This window comes from Virgibacillus natechei (assembly GCF_026013645.1).
Lineage (GTDB): Bacteria > Bacillota > Bacilli > Bacillales > Amphibacillaceae > Virgibacillus_L > Virgibacillus_L natechei.
The window spans coordinates 2,126,036-2,147,176 of record NZ_CP110224.1; the positions used below are offsets into that span (position 1 = coordinate 2,126,036).

At 36.1% G+C, this 21,141-nt stretch carries 22 protein-coding genes; 2 read left to right on the forward strand and 20 right to left on the reverse strand.

Features of this window, described 5'->3' with window-relative positions:
* Positions 1–56: 56 nt before the first annotated feature.
* The 8 genes from dnaJ to gpr all read right to left on the reverse strand — a co-directional run bounded on the left by dnaJ (position 57) and on the right by gpr (position 9,866).
* Entirely contained in the window at positions 57–1,175 is a 1,119-nt protein-coding gene (gene dnaJ, locus OLD84_RS11145; protein ID WP_209461939.1) for a molecular chaperone DnaJ, read from the reverse strand.
* A gap of 195 nt (positions 1,176–1,370) precedes the next feature.
* Positions 1,371–3,194: a molecular chaperone DnaK gene (gene dnaK, locus OLD84_RS11150; protein ID WP_209461940.1), complete on the reverse strand. Its 1,824-nt coding sequence runs from the start codon at positions 3,192–3,194 to the stop codon at positions 1,371–1,373.
* Between the two features lie 31 nt (positions 3,195–3,225).
* On the reverse strand, positions 3,226–3,801 hold the full coding sequence (gene grpE / locus OLD84_RS11155) for a nucleotide exchange factor GrpE (RefSeq protein WP_209461941.1): 576 nt from the start codon (positions 3,799–3,801) through the stop codon (positions 3,226–3,228).
* A gap of 130 nt (positions 3,802–3,931) precedes the next feature.
* Positions 3,932–4,963, reverse strand: a complete 1,032-nt coding sequence (gene hrcA / locus OLD84_RS11160; protein ID WP_209461942.1) for a heat-inducible transcriptional repressor HrcA — start codon at positions 4,961–4,963, stop codon at positions 3,932–3,934.
* A gap of 180 nt (positions 4,964–5,143) precedes the next feature.
* Complete coding sequence (lepA, locus tag OLD84_RS11165) at positions 5,144–6,952, reverse strand: translation elongation factor 4 (protein ID WP_209461943.1); 1,809 nt, start codon at positions 6,950–6,952, stop codon at positions 5,144–5,146.
* A 171-nt stretch (positions 6,953–7,123) separates the two neighbouring features.
* On the reverse strand, positions 7,124–7,447 hold the full coding sequence (locus OLD84_RS11170) for a hypothetical protein (protein ID WP_209461944.1): 324 nt from the start codon (positions 7,445–7,447) through the stop codon (positions 7,124–7,126).
* Positions 7,448–7,458: 11 nt separating this feature from the next.
* Positions 7,459–8,634, reverse strand: a complete 1,176-nt coding sequence (spoIIP, locus tag OLD84_RS11175; protein ID WP_209461945.1) for a stage II sporulation protein P — start codon at positions 8,632–8,634, stop codon at positions 7,459–7,461.
* A gap of 113 nt (positions 8,635–8,747) precedes the next feature.
* Positions 8,748–9,866 (reverse strand): GPR endopeptidase, encoded by a 1,119-nt coding sequence (gene gpr, locus OLD84_RS11180; protein ID WP_209461946.1) that lies wholly within the window; start codon positions 9,864–9,866, stop codon positions 8,748–8,750.
* Positions 9,867–10,083: 217 nt separating this feature from the next.
* On the opposite strand from gpr, the gene rpsT reads away from it, so the two are divergent.
* Complete coding sequence (rpsT, locus tag OLD84_RS11185; protein WP_209461947.1) at positions 10,084–10,350, forward strand: 30S ribosomal protein S20; 267 nt, start codon at positions 10,084–10,086, stop codon at positions 10,348–10,350.
* Positions 10,351–10,543: 193 nt separating this feature from the next.
* On the opposite strand, the gene holA is transcribed toward rpsT, so the two are convergent.
* Entirely contained in the window at positions 10,544–11,563 is a 1,020-nt protein-coding gene (holA, locus tag OLD84_RS11190) for a DNA polymerase III subunit delta (RefSeq protein ID WP_209461948.1), read from the reverse strand.
* A gap of 303 nt (positions 11,564–11,866) precedes the next feature.
* On the opposite strand from holA, the gene OLD84_RS11195 reads away from it, so the two are divergent.
* The gene (locus OLD84_RS11195) at positions 11,867–12,001 is read left to right on the forward strand and encodes a YqzM family protein (RefSeq protein ID WP_209461949.1); all 135 of its coding nucleotides are present in this window, start codon (positions 11,867–11,869) and stop codon (positions 11,999–12,001) included.
* A 96-nt stretch (positions 12,002–12,097) separates the two neighbouring features.
* On the opposite strand, the gene OLD84_RS11200 is transcribed toward OLD84_RS11195, so the two are convergent.
* From OLD84_RS11200 to OLD84_RS11250, 11 genes are all read right to left on the reverse strand, one after another.
* Positions 12,098–14,389, reverse strand: coding sequence for a DNA internalization-related competence protein ComEC/Rec2 (locus OLD84_RS11200; protein ID WP_209461950.1), 2,292 nt, complete (start codon positions 14,387–14,389; stop codon positions 12,098–12,100).
* Positions 14,390–14,405: 16 nt separating this feature from the next.
* Positions 14,406–14,975 (reverse strand): ComE operon protein 2, encoded by a 570-nt coding sequence (locus tag OLD84_RS11205; protein ID WP_209461951.1) that lies wholly within the window; start codon positions 14,973–14,975, stop codon positions 14,406–14,408.
* Between the two features lie 68 nt (positions 14,976–15,043).
* Complete coding sequence (locus OLD84_RS11210) at positions 15,044–15,637, reverse strand: helix-hairpin-helix domain-containing protein (RefSeq protein WP_209461952.1); 594 nt, start codon at positions 15,635–15,637, stop codon at positions 15,044–15,046.
* Between the two features lie 329 nt (positions 15,638–15,966).
* On the reverse strand, positions 15,967–16,719 hold the full coding sequence (locus OLD84_RS11215; RefSeq protein ID WP_209461953.1) for a class I SAM-dependent DNA methyltransferase: 753 nt from the start codon (positions 16,717–16,719) through the stop codon (positions 15,967–15,969).
* A gap of 3 nt (positions 16,720–16,722) precedes the next feature.
* Complete coding sequence (gene rsfS, locus OLD84_RS11220) at positions 16,723–17,079, reverse strand: ribosome silencing factor (protein WP_209461954.1); 357 nt, start codon at positions 17,077–17,079, stop codon at positions 16,723–16,725.
* A complete protein-coding gene (gene yqeK / locus OLD84_RS11225) occupies positions 17,066–17,656 on the reverse strand; it encodes a bis(5'-nucleosyl)-tetraphosphatase (symmetrical) YqeK (protein ID WP_209461955.1) in 591 nt (196 codons plus the stop codon). Before yqeK ends, rsfS begins: the two co-directional genes overlap by 14 nt.
* Positions 17,643–18,212, reverse strand: a complete 570-nt coding sequence (locus OLD84_RS11230) for a nicotinate-nucleotide adenylyltransferase (RefSeq protein ID WP_209461956.1) — start codon at positions 18,210–18,212, stop codon at positions 17,643–17,645. The genes yqeK and OLD84_RS11230 overlap by 14 nt, the downstream gene beginning before the upstream one ends.
* 11 nt (positions 18,213–18,223) lie before the next feature.
* Positions 18,224–18,514: a ribosome assembly RNA-binding protein YhbY gene (yhbY, locus tag OLD84_RS11235; RefSeq protein ID WP_209461957.1), complete on the reverse strand. Its 291-nt coding sequence runs from the start codon at positions 18,512–18,514 to the stop codon at positions 18,224–18,226.
* A gap of 1 nt (position 18,515) precedes the next feature.
* Positions 18,516–19,361, reverse strand: a complete 846-nt coding sequence (gene aroE, locus OLD84_RS11240; RefSeq protein ID WP_209461958.1) for a shikimate dehydrogenase — start codon at positions 19,359–19,361, stop codon at positions 18,516–18,518.
* A 19-nt stretch (positions 19,362–19,380) separates the two neighbouring features.
* A complete protein-coding gene (yqeH, locus tag OLD84_RS11245; protein WP_209462156.1) occupies positions 19,381–20,481 on the reverse strand; it encodes a ribosome biogenesis GTPase YqeH in 1,101 nt (366 codons plus the stop codon).
* Positions 20,482–20,483: 2 nt separating this feature from the next.
* Complete coding sequence (locus OLD84_RS11250) at positions 20,484–20,999, reverse strand: YqeG family HAD IIIA-type phosphatase (protein ID WP_209461959.1); 516 nt, start codon at positions 20,997–20,999, stop codon at positions 20,484–20,486.
* Between the last annotated feature and the right edge of the window lie 142 nt (positions 21,000–21,141).

Genomic DNA, 21,141 nt, shown 5'->3' on the forward strand with positions numbered 1-21,141 from the left:
CCACTCATTTCATATTGAAAACCTGTGTATGTAAACGATGTTGCATAGCAACATCGTTATTCACTTTTAAATGCATTTTTAAAACGTTGAAAAATAGAGTTATCCTGCTCATTTGTAGATTCGTTTCCACCTATTTCATTAAACTCTCTTAACAATTCTTTTTGACGATCCGTCAGTTTTGTAGGTGTCACTATTTTCACAATAATATGTTGATCCCCATGACCATACCCTCGAACGTTTGGAGCGCCTTTTCCTCTCATGCGGAAATTCTTACCAGATTGTGTTCCAGCAGGTACTTTTAACATAACCTTACCATGTACGGTAGGTACTTCTACTTCGTCTCCTAAAGCTGCTTGTGCATAATTTAGTGGCAACTCACAATATATATGGTCTCCTTCGCGCTCAAAGAAATCGTGTGGCGTTACTTGAATCAGTACAAATAAATCACCTGGGGGTCCACCGTTCACACCAGCGTCTCCCTTTCCAGCTACACGGATTTGTTGACCTTCATCTATACCTGCTGGGATTGTGATGTGAATTTTGTTATGCTTTTTGACCTTTCCAGCTCCACCACAAGTGTTACATTTTTCCTGAATGGTTTTCCCGGACCCACTACAATGATGACATACCCTTCGGTTAACAACTCTACCAAATGGTGTGTTTTGCTCTTGGTTTAATTGGCCAGCCCCATTACAATGTGAACATGTGTTTACTTTTGTACCTGGTTTCGCACCAGATCCATTACAGGTATCACAGTTCTCTTCTTTTGGTATATTAATATCTGTTTCTTTTCCCGAAATTGCTTCTTCAAAAGTCAAAGTCATTGTGTATTGAAGGTCTGCCCCTTGCTGTGGAGCGTTTGGGTCCCTGCTTCGGCCACCACCAAAGAACATATCAAAGATATCGCCAAAACCACCAGAAAAGTCCTGTGCTCCGCCACCGAATCCTTGATTCTGAGTACCTGCATGGCCAAATTGGTCGTACTGTGCACGCTTTTGTTCATCGCTTAAGACCTCATAAGCCTCTTTAGCTTCTTTAAATTTATCTGCTGCGTCTTCTTCCTTGTTAACGTCCGGGTGGTATTTTCTCGCTAATTTCCGATATGCTTTTTTTATTTCATCTTTAGAGGATCCCTCGCTAATTCCAAGTACCTCATAATAATCACGTTTACTCACTTCACAATCACTCTCCCGACACTAGTTACATGAAATTCATCTTATCATTCATTGAACCTTGATAGCAAATGATCCTTTGTTCGTATTTATTAGAAAAATTGGCACCCGTTAAAGGGATTCTTAGAAAACGTTCTTTGCCAAGTAAAAAGTCAAAGTCAAGAGAAACTTTGACTTTGACTTTTTCATTCGTTCTATTTATTTTTTATCTTCGTCTTCTTCGTCAACTTCTTTATAATCTGCATCTGCTACATCTTCTTCACTGTCTTGCCCTTGTTCTGCCTCAGCGTCTTGCTGTGCTTGTTCATAAAGTTTAACAGTAAGCTGTTGTACCTCTTCTTGTAGCGCATCTTTCTTTTCTTTAATTTGATCAAGGTCATCAGCCTCAATAGCTGATTTCAATTCTTCTTTTGCATCTTCAGCTTTTTGTTTCTCTTCTTCTGAGACCTTTTCACCTAGATCTTTAATTGTTTTATCTGTTGTGAAAATAAGCTGATCTGCTTCATTACGTAATTCTACTTCTTCACGGCGTTTTTTATCTTCTTCTGCATTTTCTTCTGCATCATTTACCATTTGTTCAACTTCTTCGTCAGAAAGACCTGATGAAGATTTAATTGTAATAGACTGCTCTTTATTTGTACCTTTATCTTTCGCGCTAACATTGACAATACCGTTTGAATCAATGTCAAATGAAACTTCGATTTGTGGTACCCCTCTTGGTGCTGGTGGAATATCCGTTAATTGAAAACGACCCAATGTCTTATTATCTGCTGCCATTTCACGTTCACCTTGAAGCACATGAATATCTACAGCAGTTTGGTTATCTGCAGCGGTTGAGAACACTTGTGACTCACTAGTAGGAATTGTTGTATTACGTTCAATTAATTTTGTGGATACGGATCCCATCGTCTCAATACCAAGAGAAAGTGGTGTAACATCCAATAGAACAACATCTTTTACATCACCTTGCAGTACTCCACCTTGAATTGCCGCACCAAGTGCAACAACTTCATCAGGGTTAACTCCTTTTGATGGTTCTTTTCCAATTTCACGCTTAATTGCTTCCTGAACCGCTGGAATACGAGTTGAACCACCAACTAATACTACTTTATTAATTTCATTAGCCTCGAAGTTAGCATCCGATAATGCTTTGCGTGTCGGAATCATTGTGCGCTCGACCAATTCAGAAGTTAGTTCTTCAAATTTAGCACGAGTCAGACTCATTTCCATATGCACGGGACCTGCTTCTCCAGCAGTAATAAATGGAAGTGAAATTTGTGTTTGAGACACTCCAGAAAGATCCTTCTTCGCTTTTTCAGCAGCATCTTTCAGTCGTTGTGCAGCCATTTTATCTTTTGATAAATCAATTCCATTTTCTTTTTTGAATTCCTGTACCATATGATCAATGACAACCTCATCGAAATCGTCACCGCCTAAGCGATTATCTCCCGCTGTTGATACAACTTCAAAAGTACCATCACCTATGTCCAGGATGGATACGTCAAATGTTCCTCCACCAAGGTCGAATACAAGAATTGTTTGATCTTCTTCTTTATCAATACCATAAGCTAATGCACCTGCTGTAGGCTCATTAATAATACGCTCTACTTCAAGTCCAGCAATTGTTCCTGCATCCTTAGTAGCTTGACGCTCTGAGTCATTGAAGTAAGCTGGTACCGTAATAACAGCTTTCTCTACTTTGTCTCCTAAGTAATCTTCGGCATATGATTTTATATGCTGTAAAATGATTGCCGACACTTCTTGTGGCGTGTACTCTTTATCATCGATCGTAACTTTAAAATCTGTTCCCATATGACGTTTAACAGATGATACAGTATCAGGGTTCGTTATTGCTTGACGCTTTGCAACCTCCCCAACCTGTCTTTCACCATTTTTAAATGCCACAACAGATGGGGTTGTGCGGTTTCCTTCAGGTGTTGGAATAACTACTGCTTCCCCACCTTCCATCACAGACACACATGAATTAGTTGTACCTAAGTCAATTCCGATTATTTTACTCATTCCTGATTCCTCCTTAACTACTTATACAATTTTATTTATTTACTTTTACCATTGCTGCTCTAATGACTCGGTCTTTTAATAAGTAACCTTTTTGTAATTCTTCAACAACAGTATTTGTTTCAAATTCCTCATCCTCTACTTGCATAACTGCATGATGCAGATTAGGATCAAATGGCTTGCCTTTTGTTTCAATTTCCTCAATACCTTGGGACGTCAGTGCATCTTTCAGTTGCTGATACACCATTGTAATACCTTCAATTAGACTAGAATTAGATTCTGATACTTCAACTTGTAACGCTCTCTCAAAGTTATCTAGCGCTGGTAATAATTCACTTACCAAGTCCTGAGATTTATACTTATTAGTTGCTTCTTTTTCCTTTTGCGAACGTTTTTTGAAATTATCAAATTCCGCCTGCAAACGAAGCAGTCGCTGTTGAGTCTCATCTTTTTCCTGTTTTAATTCAGCAATTACCGTTTCTTGTGAATCTAGATTTTCCTCTTCAGAACCCACCGTTTTTTCTTCTGAATCAATCACTTCTATATGTTCTGATTCATCATTTTTATTTACATCTTCCTCTGTAACAGTATCTCTATCATGCTCTTCCATTAGTGCCACCTCCTATTTAAAATAGCCACGTAAGACTATATCATGAATACCATATGAAATAAACCAATCAATATCTTGCAAGGAGAAACTCAAAGTCCTCACCACATATTTCGATGAAGAGACTTTTAGATTATCCATTGTTTTTATACCACATATATAATGCGTCTGTCATTTCATTTGATAAGCTATTTAACAACGAAATAACCCTTCTATATTCCATTCTTGTTGGTCCAAGTAATGCAATGGTGCCCATTTGGCCATCACCCGACTGATAAGCGGTAGTAATCAAACTAAAATCCTTAATTGCATCTAATTGATTCTCGTTGCCAATCGTCACATTAATCCCATTATTTGTATGCTTTAGTAGGCTTGCTACCTCATCTTCTTTTTCAATCATAGAGTAGAAGGAACGTATCTTATCTAAATCATTAAATTCAGGTTGCAACAAAATATTGGATTTCCCACCAATATAAAGCTTAACCGGGTATTCACTAAAGAACGCCGCTTTTAAATAATCATGTGATTTTTCAAAGTCCGTTACATACTGCTTCATAAGGGAAACGACCTCTGTATTAAACATCTCTGGCAACTGTACTAACGGTGTCCCGTGTAAACGATCATTCAAAATGTTCACCATCTTTTCCAAGTCTGATGAATTGATATGAGTCGGTATTGAAAAGGAACGGTGTTCAACATGACCAGTATTCGTAATTAAGATGGCAACAGCTGTGTGCGCAGAAAGTGTAACGATTTGAAGTTGCTTGAGCTTTGTTTCAAATAATTCAGGTCCTAAGATAATAGAAGTGTAATTCGTTAGTTCAGACAAAACTTCTGCAGACATTTGAACCATTTGTTCAAACTCAAAAAAGCCATCATCAATAAAATGCTTGATTACATTTGTGTTATCTTGATTTGTAATGGGTGATATTAGATGATCCACATAATATCGATAGCCTTTTTCTGATGGTATCCTTCCTGAAGAGGAATGTGTTTTTTCTAAAAAGCCCCTATCCTCTAGATCAGCCATTTCATTTCTTATGGTTGCAGCGCTATAAGGTATCTTATCTTTTTTAGAAATAGCACGTGAGCCAACTGGATGTGCCGACTCTATAAAATCATCAATAATAACTTGTAAAATTAATAACTGCCTTTCTGCTAACATGATAATCACCTCTGTTAGCACTCTAATCATCTGAGTGCTAATGCTAATAACAAATTATCAAATCCTTATTTCTTTGTCAATAAACATGTTCTGAGAAACAACTAACTTCCGATAATTTTATGCAAATGAAAAGGGAAAACTTTTTAGCGTATGCTTTTAAGTTCTCCCTTTCTTAAATAATTAATCATTATCCATTTTTAATACTGCCATAAAAGCTTCTTGTGGAACTTCCACAGAACCAACCATTTTCATTCGTTTTTTACCTTCTTTTTGTTTTTCCAGTAACTTCCGCTTACGCGTAACATCTCCACCGTACAATTTTGCTGTTACATCTTTACGAAATGCTTTAATCGTGGAACGTGCTTCAATCTTATTCCCTATTGCTGCTTGAACTGGTACCTCAAATTGTTGTTTTGGAATAAGCTTCTTCAGTCTTTCGACAATCTGCTTTCCACGTTCATGTGCAAAATCACGATGTACTACAAATGATAAAGCGTCAATCGTTTCCGCATTAAGTAAGATATCCATCTTAACAAGATCAGAAGTTCTATAACCGATGAGTTCATAATCAAAAGAAGCGTATCCTTTTGTATGGGACTTTAATTGATCAAAAAAGTCAAACACAATTTCTGATAATGGAATATCATAGATAATATTTACCCGAATATCATCCAGGTACTGCATGTCGATAAAGTTACCTCGTTTCTTCTGAGAAATTTCCATTACAGCTCCTACATAATCATTTGGCACTGTAATTGTTGCTTTAACAAAAGGTTCACTTATTTCTTCTATTTTTTGTGGATCCGGCATTAACGATGGATTATCTATCTCAACCATTTCTTCGTTTGTTAGTTCTACTTCATAAATTACACTTGGAGCAGTTGTTATTAAACTAATATTAAATTCACGCTCAATTCGTTCCTGGATTATCTCCATATGCAGTAAACCCAAAAAGCCACAACGATAACCGAATCCTAGTGCTTGCGAAGACTCTGGTTCATATTGAAGGGATGAATCATTTAACTCAAGACGTTCTAATGCTTCTCTTAAAGCATTATAGTTATTAGCGTCAATTGGAAACATACCACAATAAACCATAGGATTTAGCTTGCGGTAACCTGGAAGAGCTGTTTCAGCCTCTCTGTTTACATGCGTAATTGTATCACCCACACGCGAATCACCAACATTTTTAATTGATCCTGTTAGATACCCCACATCACCTACGTTTAGTTCATTCATTTTAACTGGCTGTGGGGTAAACACACCTATTTCGTTTACCTCAAACTCTTTTCCAGTTTGCATCATTTTTATTTTATCGCCGAGTTTTAAAGAGCCTTCCTTTACACATATATATGCGATAACCCCGCGATATGAATCGTATACTGAATCAAATATCAGTGCCTTTAATGGTTCGTCCGTATCCCCTGCAGGTGCAGGTATCGTTTCTGTAATCCGTTCAAGAATATCTTCGATTCCAATATTGGATTTTGCTGAAGCTAATATAACATCATCACCGTCAATACCAATTATGTCTTCCAACTCTTTTTTTACACGTTCTGGTTCAGCGCTCGGTAGATCTATTTTATTAATTACCGGAATTATTTCCAATTCATTATCAAGCGCAAGGTACACGTTAGCTAACGTCTGTGCTTCAATACCTTGTGCTGCGTCCACAACTAATATGGCACCCTCACAAGCTGCAAGACTTCTGGAAACCTCATATGTGAAGTCGACATGTCCAGGTGTATCAATTAAATGGAATGTATAATCCTCACCACTCTTACTGGCGTATTCCAATTGTACTGCATTTAATTTGATTGTAATTCCTCTTTCACGTTCCAAATCCATTCCATCAAGGAATTGTTCTTTCATTTCACGCTGCGTTAGTGCTTTTGTATTTTCCAAAATTCGATCAGCTAGTGTTGACTTTCCATGATCAATATGAGCTATAATCGAAAAATTACGTACGTTTCTTTTTTGTTTCACCATTTGTGACCTTCACCCCTACATGTCTTCTACCAATTTATTGATAAAAGATTCATTTTTATCAACGGCAATACTAGTAATGATTATAGCAATGGAGCTATTGATATTCAATAAAAAACGAATAGGCCCTTATCAAAAAAAGTTACTTTTGATAAAAGGCCTTGATTTAAATAGCTAGAAAAACAATTGTGAGACTTGATAGAGAACTTGAACAACTACTTCATAGAAGCCTTTCACACCCGCCTCCAAAAAAGAAGCAGCTCTTTGTGTGAAATGATTTGGTTCTTCGATATTTATTCCTTCTGTAGAAGGTTCTAACTCCTTTTCTTCGATTGGTTCCATTTCAACTATTTCACCTTGATTTCGTTCAGGTTCATTAGATTCCGTTTGATCAACTAATCCATCAGTCGAGGCTATATTTCCACGATCCATTCCATACATCATACCCGTTAAAAAGAAAACAGCTAGTAATAAAATAACAATGAAAGAGCGTCCCATTTAAATACCTCCTATGAATTAGCATCTACTTCTTCCGCGTCCCAATAATATTCACTAAACACCTCTGCTAACGCATCTGCAGAGCGGTATAATTCGTTCAACTCATTGTCAACCCCACCAAACTCCAATAACAATGAATTCTCGGAAAGATCCTGATTAAACACACCGTTTGTATGTGCTCCTTCTAGAGGCAGGACACCTCTGCTTAATCCAGGGTACTTTTCCTCCATTAAATAATGAAGATCAGCTGCTAATTCAAGGTTTTCTTCATGTGTTTCATGTTCTGCACCTACAACTATCATAATTCTAGCGTAAGAATCTCCATCAATCTCCATCGTTGTAAGGTCTTTCGAAACAGAATCACGATGTAAATCAAAGACGTATTGTATCTCTTCATTCGAAGCAAATGCTTCTTCGACTACTCCCCTTGAAGCTTCGTATGACTGTGAATAATCCATCCCGCTTTCATTAAGTTCGTCCATAATGTCTGTGTTGTCTACATTCGTCCCAATACCCTTCGCCTCCAGCGACTCAGATAACCGATCACTCACGTTCGTTATATTCACCTCATCATGATGTGCATGGTCTGGATCTGTTACGTCAGGTAAATGCGGGAGAAAGGATTCCCTATTATGCGAATTATAAATGAAAACTACATCGCTATCACCAGTACTAGGGCTTTCTTCTTCTCCTTCTTCAGGTGTTTCAGCCTCGATTGAGTCATCCGCTATCACTGCTTCCCGGTCCTTTAAAACCTCTTCCAATGGTGGGGAAGATTCAATAGATAGGTTTGTGTAATTAGTTCCTTCACCAGCGATAAGTATCTGACTAGCAAATGATGAAAATCCGGGTAATTCATTTCCAAGTAAACTCCTTGGATCATTTGGTTTGATGCTTGTAGCTATTTGAAAAAGGGTGGTTGATATGTTAGGTAACGTCTCACCCTCTGGATAAGCTTGTTTAAAAGCTCTATTTTCCATCCCTATTAAAGATAAAAATATAGAACCATCTATATCGCTTGTCCACTCCGTAATCGTATCAGATGAAAAGCGATAGGCCGGTTGTGCCGTGGTTGATATACCGATAGATACAAACAGAACAACAATACTGATAAGATACATCGCGCTCTTTTTATAAAGTGGGCTTATTCGTTTTTTTCCGCGGTGATTGCTGTCTCCTATAAGCATGGTTCCACCCTTCCTAAAGTCATGAATTAATCACTCTTTAAGTAACTCTATGACATAACTTCAGGAACTAGAACAAAATCTTTCTTTCATAAAATTTTAATAGAGAAGCACCTCTATCTTGTATAAGAAGTTAAATTATCAACATCAACTTTTTCATGTAAAGCTGCATTAATACCGTTTGCGATGACAGTTGCCATATCCTTCATAAATCCATCAACTTCTTTTGGTGTAACCATTAAATTATGTCCAATGGGTGTTAAAACTTCGGTTATAAGCTTTCTTTTTTCTTCTTCTGATAGACCACCTACTACACCAAGGAATGTATTCCTTTTTTCCTCATCAGGCAGGTCATCTTCCGTGAATTTTTTGTTACCAAAAGACAAACTAGCAGGAGCTATCGATTTAGAAGGTTTATCCTTTTCCTTAAATTCTCGGCCAAAATGTTTTAAAAGAAAATCTATCGTATCACTCGTGATCGTCACCGCATCAACGACAGTTGGAACGCCAACTGCCAAAACAGGCACTCCTAAAGTATCCTGACTTAACTCTTTTCGCTTATTCCCTACTCCTGAGCCTGGGTGTATGCCCGAATCAGATAATTGTATGGTCTCATTAACTCTTTCAATGGATCTTGATGCAAGTGCATCAATCGCAATAACAAAATCAGGATTGAATTTCTCTACTATACCGAAAATAATATCACTCGTTTCGAGGCCCGTTACTCCCATCACCCCTGGGGTAACAGCCGCTACAGGACGATACCCTTCCGAAACAGTTTCGTGCTCCATTTTAAACAAATGACTCGTTACCAGAACTTTTTCTGCTGCCATTGGCCCTAGTGCATCTGGAGTTACGTTCCAATTTCCAAGTCCGACTATTAACCCCGTGCTATCTGGAGATATATTATTTTTTTCCATTAACTGTTCCAATTCTTTAGCCAGAATTTTGGCCGCTAATTCTTGTCTGTCTGTATCCTGCTTTTTAACTCCATCTGCATAAATCGTTATATAGGATCCAGGCTTTTTATCAATTAAATCATCCACACCATCTTCTATTTCCACATAAGTTATTTTTATATTATCTTGCTCGCGCTCTTTTACTGTTACACCCTTAATTTGATTTTCTTGTTCTTGTTTTTTCTTTTCTTGTTTATCCTCTGTCTCCACATACATATCTCTAGCTTCAATAGCTAAATCTGTTCTGACTTGATATACTTTTTCTTCGTCTTCCATAATAGAAACATCCCTTCTCACAAGCTTTAATAGTAGAATTGACATTTAAGCGAAAAACATACAAAATCTTAGATTAAAATACATGGATACTTGAAAACACAGTTTTCCTTTGATAAAATATCTCTATCCACAAACAAAATGCAATTAGATTCAATTGTTGCTTTCAATGAGGATAAAATGTACGGTTATAATGCTATAATTACTAGGAGGTGAAATAATGGCTAATATCAAGTCTGCAATAAAACGTGTTGATACAAATAATAAAAAACGTGTAATTAATCAAGCACAAAAGTCAGAAATGCGCACGCAAATTAAACATGTTGAAAAATTAGTTGAAGCTAATGATGTTGAAAATGCTAAACTTGCATTACAAAAAACAATGAAATACATCGATAAAGCTATTCAAAAAGGTGTTATCCACCAAAATAACGGAGATCGCCAAAAATCCCGTTTAGCAAATAAAGTGAGTAATCTTAGCGCATAATAAAAAACGATCCATTTTATAAATAAATGGATCGTTTTTTATTATGCATTTGTTCCCACCGGAGTCACCACTCTTCCTTCACCCGAATCTGGTGAAGCGGTTGGATGTCAAAACACTTGCAACACTTAAAAGCAACAAAGGTTTTCGGTGGGACGAGTAAGCGAGTCCCAATGCTTACGAAAAGAGCCAATAATTATGATGCCTGTACTAAATCGTATAATAATAGTTCAAACGCCAGTTCTTTATCCATCTTCCCTTGTTTCATCGTAGCATCCGCATTCGCCAACTTATCAATAACGTCCTGCAACTTTTCAACTGGAAATTGCTTTTCTCTTTTAAGTGCAATCTTTATGACATATGGATGCGCACTAATCTGTTTCTCTAATTGACGTTGATTATAACCTTTTGCACTTAAAAGTTTCACACGTAAGATTACCCGAAACTGGAATGCTAATAACCCTATCAAAGCTATTGGTTCTTCTTTCATTTTTTCAAGATCCTTGTAAATAGCAATCGCTTTATGTAAATTACGTTCCATAACTGCATCTACAAGTCGTAATGAAGATCCGTTTACTGTATGGGCGATCAAATCCTCAGCAATAGGCTTTGTGATTATGCCATTCTCCCCAACATACATGGCGATTTTCATTAACTCGCTCTCTAATAAATGCAAGTTTGCCGAAAGCTCTGTTTCGAAGACCTCATAAGCATCATCTTCGATTGTAACCTTTAATTGACCAGCAATATTCTTTATCCATTTTGTTAACTCATAATCTTTAATAGGTTCACAAACAGCCACTGTTGCATTTTTCTTAAGTACTTTACTTATTTTTTTACGTTCATCGATTTTTTCATATGGTGCAATGATTACCAAAATCGAATAGTCTACAGGTGACTCTAAATAACGTTGTAAGATATCAAGCTCATGTTCAAAAGGAAGCTTAGTTGGTTTAGCCTTTAAAAATCCAGGATTACTCGCTATTATTAATTTCTTTTCACCAAAAAAAGGATATGTCTCTACATCAGCAATAACTTCCTGAATTGAAATTTCTTCCAGATCGTAAGTGGATAGATTTTCCATGTTATCTGCTAACACTTCTTTTGTAATTTGTTTCTTTAAGTTCTGTATAAAATAATCTTCAGATCCGTATAGTAAAAAAACAGATGACATTTGTTTCTTTTTTACTTGTTGTAACACTTCTAAATACGTCATACTATCCACTCCATTATTATATATAATCAATAGTAAAACGTAATTCGGTGAATAGCAAGGAAAGTATGTAGAGGGAAACCATTACAATTCCCCTCTCTAACATCTATATATAAACGTTTAAATAATAGCCCTAGAAACTACATTTAAACGATATTTGTGTTATTATATTATCCTGTCTAAGAAAAAGTATAGATGTTAAGTCTTTCTAGAAATGGAGAAATAAGATTTTCTAACAAAATTCATCCAAAAGTAGATTTTTTTTTACATTTAATTTATACTGATAATTGTATAGGAGGGATAGATGTGAACGAATTTGAACAAAATCCACAGTCTAAAAACCATGATGTATCTGATTCCATTAAAGGCTTTGCATTCTCATTTATTTTCTTTGTCTTGATCTTTGTGATAGGTGTAGTTGTAAGCGTAGTTGCTCAATAGACACGTACTCAAACACATAATAAACGGTTTAACAAAGAGACTGAACGTTAAGCACAGTCTCTTTTTGTGTTTCACTCAAACCCTGATACCCATATCCTATGGCACATACTTAAAAAACGTTCCTTGTTGATCATTCGTAAACTGATACTGTACAGCTCCATCCTTATCTGTCCGCAATATAGTCATTGCCTCTTCGCTCAGTGTTTCTAAAACTTCCAGCGTTGGATGTCCATATGTGTTATTTTCTCCTACAGCTATCAATGCATAATCAGCACTAATCCTCGATATAAATGTCTCATCTGTTGAAGTATTACTGCCGTGGTGAGCAACCTTCAAGACATCGACAGGTAAAGATTGATATGTCGTAATAATTTCCCTTTCCTCTGCTTTTCCTATCTCTCCAGAAAAAAGCCAGTCTTTTCGTCCAAATTCAGTATACAAAACAAGTGAATTCTCATTAGCAGAATTGTGATCTTTATATGGAGCAAGCACATAAAAGGGGTGATCTTCTACTACTATTATTTCATCACGTTTCGTTTGTTGTATTTGAATATCATGATTTTTCCATAACTCGATTGTATCTCTATCTAACTCATATAGATCACTAATTATTATTTGTTCTACATCCAGGTCCTCAAGCATAAAAGGAACACTTCCGACATGGTCTATATCTTTATGACTTAAGAAGACAGCATCTATATGACTAATGCCTCGTGAATCCAAGTAAGGTTTTATAACTTGTTTATAAGCACGATCAGATGGCTCCATGTCTTCAAAAGAGAAAGTCGCGCCTGCCTCAATAAAAATAACCCCTTGACGATATGGCAGTTCAATAACAAATGCCTCTGCCTGTCCAACATCAAGCATCGTAACCATTCCCACTGGTGAGAAATATGGACGAATAGCTACACAAATAATGAGTATTGTTATTGCGCAACCAAACCTAAAAGCTTGATTCAATTTTCCATGCTGCAATTGATTCATAAATATAAAAAATAAAATATAATAGAAAACTGCCACGATAATTGGCAATGGGCCCATTGTCCATGCAAAATTAGCATACGTATCCATAAATTCAATAAATGTTAGCACGATATTATGTATTTGTACAAACGCTTTATCAAAGAAAAGGACAAAAAAGGATGGAAGTGCTGTTAGTAGTAGTAATATAAACATAAAAGGAATAATAAATAAAGAAAAATAAGGTACAATGATCCAATTTAATAAAATGGATAATGGCTGAAAGGTTGAAAAGTAAGCTAACTGAAGAGGGAGAATCATCATTTGTGCAACAAAACCTATTTGAAGAACCTGCATAACAGAAATGTTTGTATTAGAAATCCATTGTCTGGATAATAACAATCCAAACGTAACAATAAAAGACAACTGAAAGCCTACGTGATACACAATGTATTTATCAACAACGATTAGCAAAAGAAATACGATACTAAACGTATCTGTTACACTGAATTTTAACTTCACCTTATTTAAAATAATAAAAATTAAAACCATTGTGCTAGCCCGCCAGACAGAAGGTTCCCCTCCTGCAATTAACGCATAAACAGGAAGGAAAAGCATCATAATCCATTGCGCTTTTTCCTTCGTAAATAAATTTAACTTAATCAGTGCAAAATAAACCAATGCAACAACTAAACCAATGTGCAAGCCAGAAATCGCCAATATATGTGACAGGCTCCATCTTTGAAATAATTCGATTGTATCATCACTTAACAGAGAGTCGTCCCCTAACACTATAGCAGTTAACCAAGATCCTGTTTCTTTACTTATATTAGCTTCAACCTGTTTTCGTAACATATCACGGATGTTGTATACCAGATGAAGAAATGCAGATCCTTCACATTGTATATCATCTAACGAGTTAAGGATTAATTGATAGGGGATCGCCTGTTTTAATAAATAGTTGCGGTAATCAAATTGACCCGGATTCGTACTTTGGTCGGGAAGTTCCATTTCGCCTTGTATTACACATGTTGCACCATATAGTATATCGGGATAATTTTCTAAGGAAGGAGGTTGACCTTGATTTTCAGGAAAATAAATAACTAATACCTTATTTTCAGAGCGATAATCTTGAAAATGAAAATCAATTTTATTTTGCGTAATCGTAATTGGGCTTTCAATTTTTCCTTTGTGCTGAATCGTTTCTGGAGGTGGTTTTACATTGGCTTCATTAATATCTGGAATGTAAAGTAGAAAAAAAAGAAAGAAGGTTAAGGATAGGAGGATTGGTACTTTCCCTAACCGTTCATCATAAAGTAAATAAAATAACCATATGGAAAAAATAGCAATGAGCCAATAATTATCGAAAAATATGGTAAGAATACTAATTGCAACAGAGATAGCAGTTAAATGCCAATATCCTTTCACTTTATCTAATCACCTTTTATCTGTTTAATTTAAATAACGCTTCTATTTCATTTTTTAGAATGGACAATTCCTGTTCACTATCTTCTGTAATCTCCAGTTTATCAAGTAGCTTTTTCACTAATTCTGCTTTTTCCTGATAATTTGTATCTACTGCCAGATAATTCAATTCCACTTTCTTTGTCTGAACACCAGCTTCTTGAAACAACGCTATTGCATATGCATCGTTTTTATAATCCTCTTTGTAATAAACATTATTTATTCCACTTTGAATGAGCTGTTTACAACATTGCAAGCAGGGAAAGTGAGTTACGTAGAGGTCAGCGTTATCTGTAGGCACACCAAATTTGGCACATTGTAATAAAGCATTTGCTTCTGCATGTACGGTGCGAACACAATGACCATCAACGATATAACAACCATCATCCATACAATGAGTGCTTCCGGAAACACTTCCATTGTAACCACCAGCTATAATACGTTTGTCTCTAACAATTGTGGCACCTACCATTAACCTTGGACACGTGCTGCGCAGCGCTAATAGATGACTTTGTGCCATGAAATATTGATCCCAAGATATTCTCTCCATGTATATTTCCCCCTATTGTATAATTTTCATTTCCCTTCGTTTACATTTCCTGGAATATGTCAATCGACCTATGGCACCTGGATAGCGTCAAGCAAGTTTTCAAGCGTTGTTTCACCAATACCAGAAACTTCAAGTAAATCCTCTGGGGTTTGAAATAAACCGTACTCATCTCTAAAATCGATAATTGCTTGTGCTTTAGAAGGACCGACGCCGTTTAGACTTTCAATCTCTTCTTGTGTTGCGTCATTAATTTTTACCTTTCCTGAATCAGTACTGGTATTATTCCCTTCTTGGGTCTCCTCTCCTTCCATTGGTATGGTAATACTCATTTCGTCTTGTACTTTTTGTGCGAGGTTTACTTGCGATTGATCTGCATCCTCAGTAAATCCACCTGCAATTTGAATAAGGTCATCGACACGATCGTCCGTATCCATTTCATAAACCCCGGGCTTGACTACAGCACCTTTTATATCCACGAATGCTACTGTTTCATTTGGACCTATATCATTATCTTGTTCGGGCCCTTCATCCAAAGTTGGCGTGACTGCATCAAATTCAGTATTGTTTTCTTCACCTCCACCTGCCCTAGTAAAAAATAGGAAAGCTAGAATGATGCCAGCAAGCGCTATAAAAAATGAACTTTTTTTAAGTAAATCAATCAATGGTAAATCACATCCTTTAACGTATTTTCGAGTAATTGCCTCTAAAAGCGATAGAAGACGGTGGCTTAGGTGAGACGCTGAAAGCCTTAGCATGATAAGACTCACCAGGCCCCTAAGGTGTGCTTAGTGTATTTCCTGCAACACTAAGTTGCGACTACACCACATCATAGAGATCTTATGTTAAAAAACAACAAAGACTTTTATACGCATATTCTTTTTAATGATTTTTAATAGGATTGGGTAAATGAAGAGGGTATTCTTATTATATACTAAATTCGACATGATTTTATATAATTCCTTCAAAAAAAATAAAGATCGGGAATTTTGAATTATACCGACCTTTTTTCAGCCAAAAAGAAAATTCTCTCTGAATTATCATCTATATTTTCGTCTATTAACTTAAAATCAGCATATATTTCAACATTTTCAAATCCTGCTGCTACCAATAATTGCTTATAAAATTCAATGGAGTAAGTTCGTTGATGATGATATTCATCAAATCTTTCATACATTTCCCCATCTAAGGAAAAAAATGTTAAATCATGGTACATCTCTCCAGGTTCATCTCCTTCTGAGCAAAACCATATATAGGAAGCATCATCCATAACATCTGCAAATATTTGATTGATATAATGTTGGTCTACGTGGGACAAAGAGTGAACATCAAAAATAAACAAACCACCATCGTTTAATGAATCCGCAGCTCGTTTAAAAACCGACTTTAACTCTTCTTCAGTTGTAATATAATTCATAACATCACAGTAACTAACAACTGCATCGAAATGAATCAGTCCCTCTAACTCTCTCAAATCCTGACATAGCCATTGAATAGAAAGCTTGTCTTTACTAGCCTTATGTTCGGCATAGGTTAGCATTTCTGTAGAATAATCAACACCTGTCATGGAATAGCCAGCCTTGGCCAGCCGTGTAGTGATTTCTCCTGTTCCACAGCCCAAATCTGCTATTTGTTCAATCTTTTTTCCTGATCTTTTAATAGCTGCTTGCGTGAAATTAACCCATTCGTTGTATGGGGCATGCATCATTAGCTTGTCATATACATAAGCCATTTGTTTGTATGCCATTTATTAACCTTCCTCACCGATGTGCAGGGGTACTCTAGCCGCATCTCCCCATAAACGCTCTAAATTATAATAATTTCGTTCGTCCTTATGAAAGATATGACATAAAACATCACCTGTATCAACCAATACCCATCGTCCTTGTTCCATTCCTTCAATACGCCCAACTGGTATATCCCTCTCGTCCATTGCCTGTTTAATCGAACGAGCAATCGCCTGTACTTGTCTTTCCGTGTTACCGTGACAAATGAGAAAATAATCTGCTACTAAGGAAACCTGATTCATATCTAAAGCAATAATGTCCTCTGCTCTTATATCATCACAAGCTTCTGCTGCTATTTGAATAACTTCATTGTTTTCCATTTATAAAATTACCTCCATCTAAACATCTAGTTAAGTCATTATACGCATGAAATGTATCTGGGTATATAGTTGCTTTTTTTTGCATCAGATAATGAATTGAGTTTCGTATCGCCATCAAGCATGCAAACTTCAAGTTTTTTTCAGCCATTTCCCTTACTTCATCAATTCCTGGAAAACTTCTCCCTGGCTCAATGTAATCTGCCAGATAGATGATCCTTTCCATTTTACTCATCTTTGCTCTTCCTGTTGTATGGTATTGAATAGCATCTCGTATTCCGGAATCTTTTATACCAAATTCCTGCTCAACAAGTACCGCTGCAACAGGACCATGCCATAGTTCATGATGATAGAGAAGTAGATCTTTCGACAGTGAACTGCTTGTGATCCTTCTTTCTAACTCATGTAACGGAAATTGTTTCGCATAATCATGGAAAATGGCTGCGAGTTCTGCTTTTTCCTTTGATTCACCGTATAAATCTGCAAGGTGGACCGCAGTCTCTGCAACACGTAATGTATGATCAAAACGTTCTTTGGTTAAGTGTGGTTTTACACGGGCTACTGCTTCACTTATTTCCATACAATTGATTCTCCTTAATATAGCTATAAACAGTATCGGGTATTAAATAATGAACCGTTTTTTTATTGGCTAATCGATTTCTTATTCCTGTTGATGATATATCAATTATTGGCATATCGACCTCAATAATTGGGTAATCCGTTTTTAACTTATAACCTGTTCTTTTAGCACCTACGAATTTTACCAGATTAATGAGGTCATCTATTCTATCCCAGTGCGGTAAGTATTCAACCATATCCGCTCCAATTATAAAATAGAAATCAATCGATGGATATTCAAGGCGTAATGCTGTCATTGTATCGAATGTATATGACTTCCCCAAGCGATCCACTTCTATTGTATTTATTTTAAAAGAATCGTTAGCTTCTATTGCTTGTTCTACCATTCCTATTCGATCTTCTACACTCGTTTTTGCTTCATCCTTATGTGGCGGCGTATAAGATGGAATAAACCATATTTCCTCTAAGCCCAGCGCCAATCGTGTTTCTTCAGCTATTACCAGATGCCCCAAATGTGGGGGATCAAAAGTTCCACCTAAAATACCAACTCGTTTCATATTATTCCCCTTTATGGCAGCCTGATTTGCTTATTCTCTTGAGATTCCTTATACAATACAATTATATTTCCAATAACTTGAGCAACTTCCGCATTTGTTCCCTCAGCTAATTGCTCTGCAACGGTATCTTTGTCTTCTAAACTATTTTGCAGAACATTTACTTTCATTAATTCCCTTTTTTCTAAGGCTTCTTTAATCTGTTGAATCATGTTCTCATTAACACCATCTTTACCCACCTGGAAAATTGGTTTTAATTGATTGGCTTCCGATCGCAAAAATCTTTTTTGTTTTCCTGTTAACATATTATCGTCCTTCCAATTTATGTTTTAATTGTCTGTCCATACTTCCCATAGGTACTTTAAGACCTGTCCATATTTCAAAAGCATATTGAGCTTGATATAAAAGCATCGTGTGACCGTAATGTAATCCGACACCTTTTTCTCCTGCTTCTTTCAAAAGTCTCGTCTCCAGTGGTTGATAAATAATATCACTAACGATACTCGTTTCCTTAAGTTCATTCATTTTAAACACAATATTATCAGGATTTGGTTTCATTCCTACTGATGTTGTTTGAATGATAACATCATAGTTCTTTATCATTTGTTCAGCCTGATCCAATGAAAAAATGTTAGTTGTTGTAGCATCGCTTTTTAATTTCGCTATTTCTGCAGCCTTTTCAGTCGTTCGATTCGTTATATCTATGTTTAAAAATCCAGACTGAACCAACGCATGATAAATACCTCTTGTTGCACCACCAGCACCAATTATAAGAATACGCTTTGCTTTATCCTGGTGGAAATTCGGGAATTTACTCTCTAAGGATCGCATATATCCTATTCCATCCGTATTATAACCGATCCACCTTCCGTTTCGATTAACAACGGTATTAACAGCACCAATCTTTTCTGCACTCTCGTCTATTTCATCTAAAAACGAGATGATTTTTTCTTTATAAGGAACGGTGACATTAAACCCTTGCACATTATCGTTCATTAATTGTTTGACTTTTAATGAAAAGGAATCATCTGGACTAATTTCGAAAGTGGAGTAGTCACCATTTAAATTTGCTTTTTCCAAAAAATGCTCGTGAATCCATGGTGATAGTGAGTGATTTATTGGATAACCAATGAGCGCTAAACGATAATACATAAGAACAAGATCCCCTCTCTTAAAGCAGTGATTTTCTTACCGATACAGCTACACCTTTAGGACTATGCGCAACCACCGTTATATCTTTCCCAGATACACTTACCCAACCCAATCCTGGAAAGACAATGTCTGTTTTATCTCCTGATAGGCGATGCGTATTTTTCGTTAGTTTTGGTACTATTTCCAATGTTTTCTTATTCGGAGGTGACAGCAAACCTCCAACATGATTTTTATATAGGTTATCCGCATTATCTAATTTTGTCCGGTGTATTGGAAGCTGATTTGAGAAATAACATACAAATGATTCTTTTTCTCCTTTAATAAAGTCTAATCTGGCCAAGCCTCCAAAAAATAAGGTCTGCTTACTTTCCAACTGGTAGACGCGTGGCTTGATTTCTTTTTCAGGATTAATCAATTTTAAATCTTGCTCTGAAACATAATGTGCCATCTGTTGTTTATTTACGATACCAGGTGTATCGATTAAGGAAGTTTCATCATCCAATGGAATCTCGATAAAGCCTAATGTTGTACCCGGGAAGTATGATGTTGTGATTACATCACCCATTCCACTTGTTTGCTTTATTAAACGATTAATAAAGGTTGATTTTCCTACATTAGTCGTTCCTACAATATATACATCCTTATTATCTCTATAATTCTCTAATTCAAATGTTAACTCTTCTATACCATCACCATTCATTGATGAGATTAAGAAAACATCCTTCACATTCACTCCTGCTTCTTTAGCAGAAGTTCTCAACCATTGTACAAGTTTTCGCCTATTGGTTGATTTAGGTAATAAATCAACCTTATTCCCTACTAACACAATTGGATTATCACCAATAATACGCGGGAGGCTCTTAATTAAACTTCCATCTACATCAAAAACATCAATAACATGTACAACAAAGCCATTTGTATCTCGGATGCTACTAACCATTTTCAGGAAATCATCATCCGTAATGGAAACGTCTTGTATCTCATTATAATGCTTTAAACGAAAACATCTTTGACACAGTACATCTTCTCTTTCAAGGGATGATTTTGGTGTATAACCAGGTGCTTCCTTATCGGATGTTTGAATAAGCACACCACATCCTTGACAATATATATTACTCAACATTATTCCTCCCAGCTTATTTTTCCTTTTTTACGCATATATTTTAAAATTCTTCGTTCAATTTTACGGTTAATCTTTGTTATTTTACCATCTGTTTGTACAATTGGAACTACTAAAATAGTATGAAAGCCTGCTATATTCCCCCCAAGAACATCTGTTAGTACCTGGTCGCCGATAACTACAACCTCTTCTTTCTTTAACTCCATTTTTCTAGCGACTGTTATAAAGGCCTTACTTAAAGGTTTACGAGCACTAAATACAAATGGGGTATTTAATGGGTCGGAAAAAATTTTAACGCGCTCCTCTTTATTATTGGAAATAATAGTAACTTTAATATTATAATCCTCCATCAATTTAAACCATTGTATTACTTCAGGAGTAGCGTCTTTTACATCCCAAGCCACTAACGTATTATCTAAATCCGTAATAATCCCCTTTATCCCTCTTTCATTTAACGTTGATGGTTGAATATCAAATATACTTTTAACATGTTCATTTGGCAAAAAATTTTTAATCACTATCCATACACCTCATCATTACTCAAATCATTAAGATTCTACGACTTATATTGTATCCTAATCCTATAATAACTTTCTATAATAATAAAGGGAAATTTATTACTATATGATAATCCACGTTAAATTTATACGTTATTTCCCT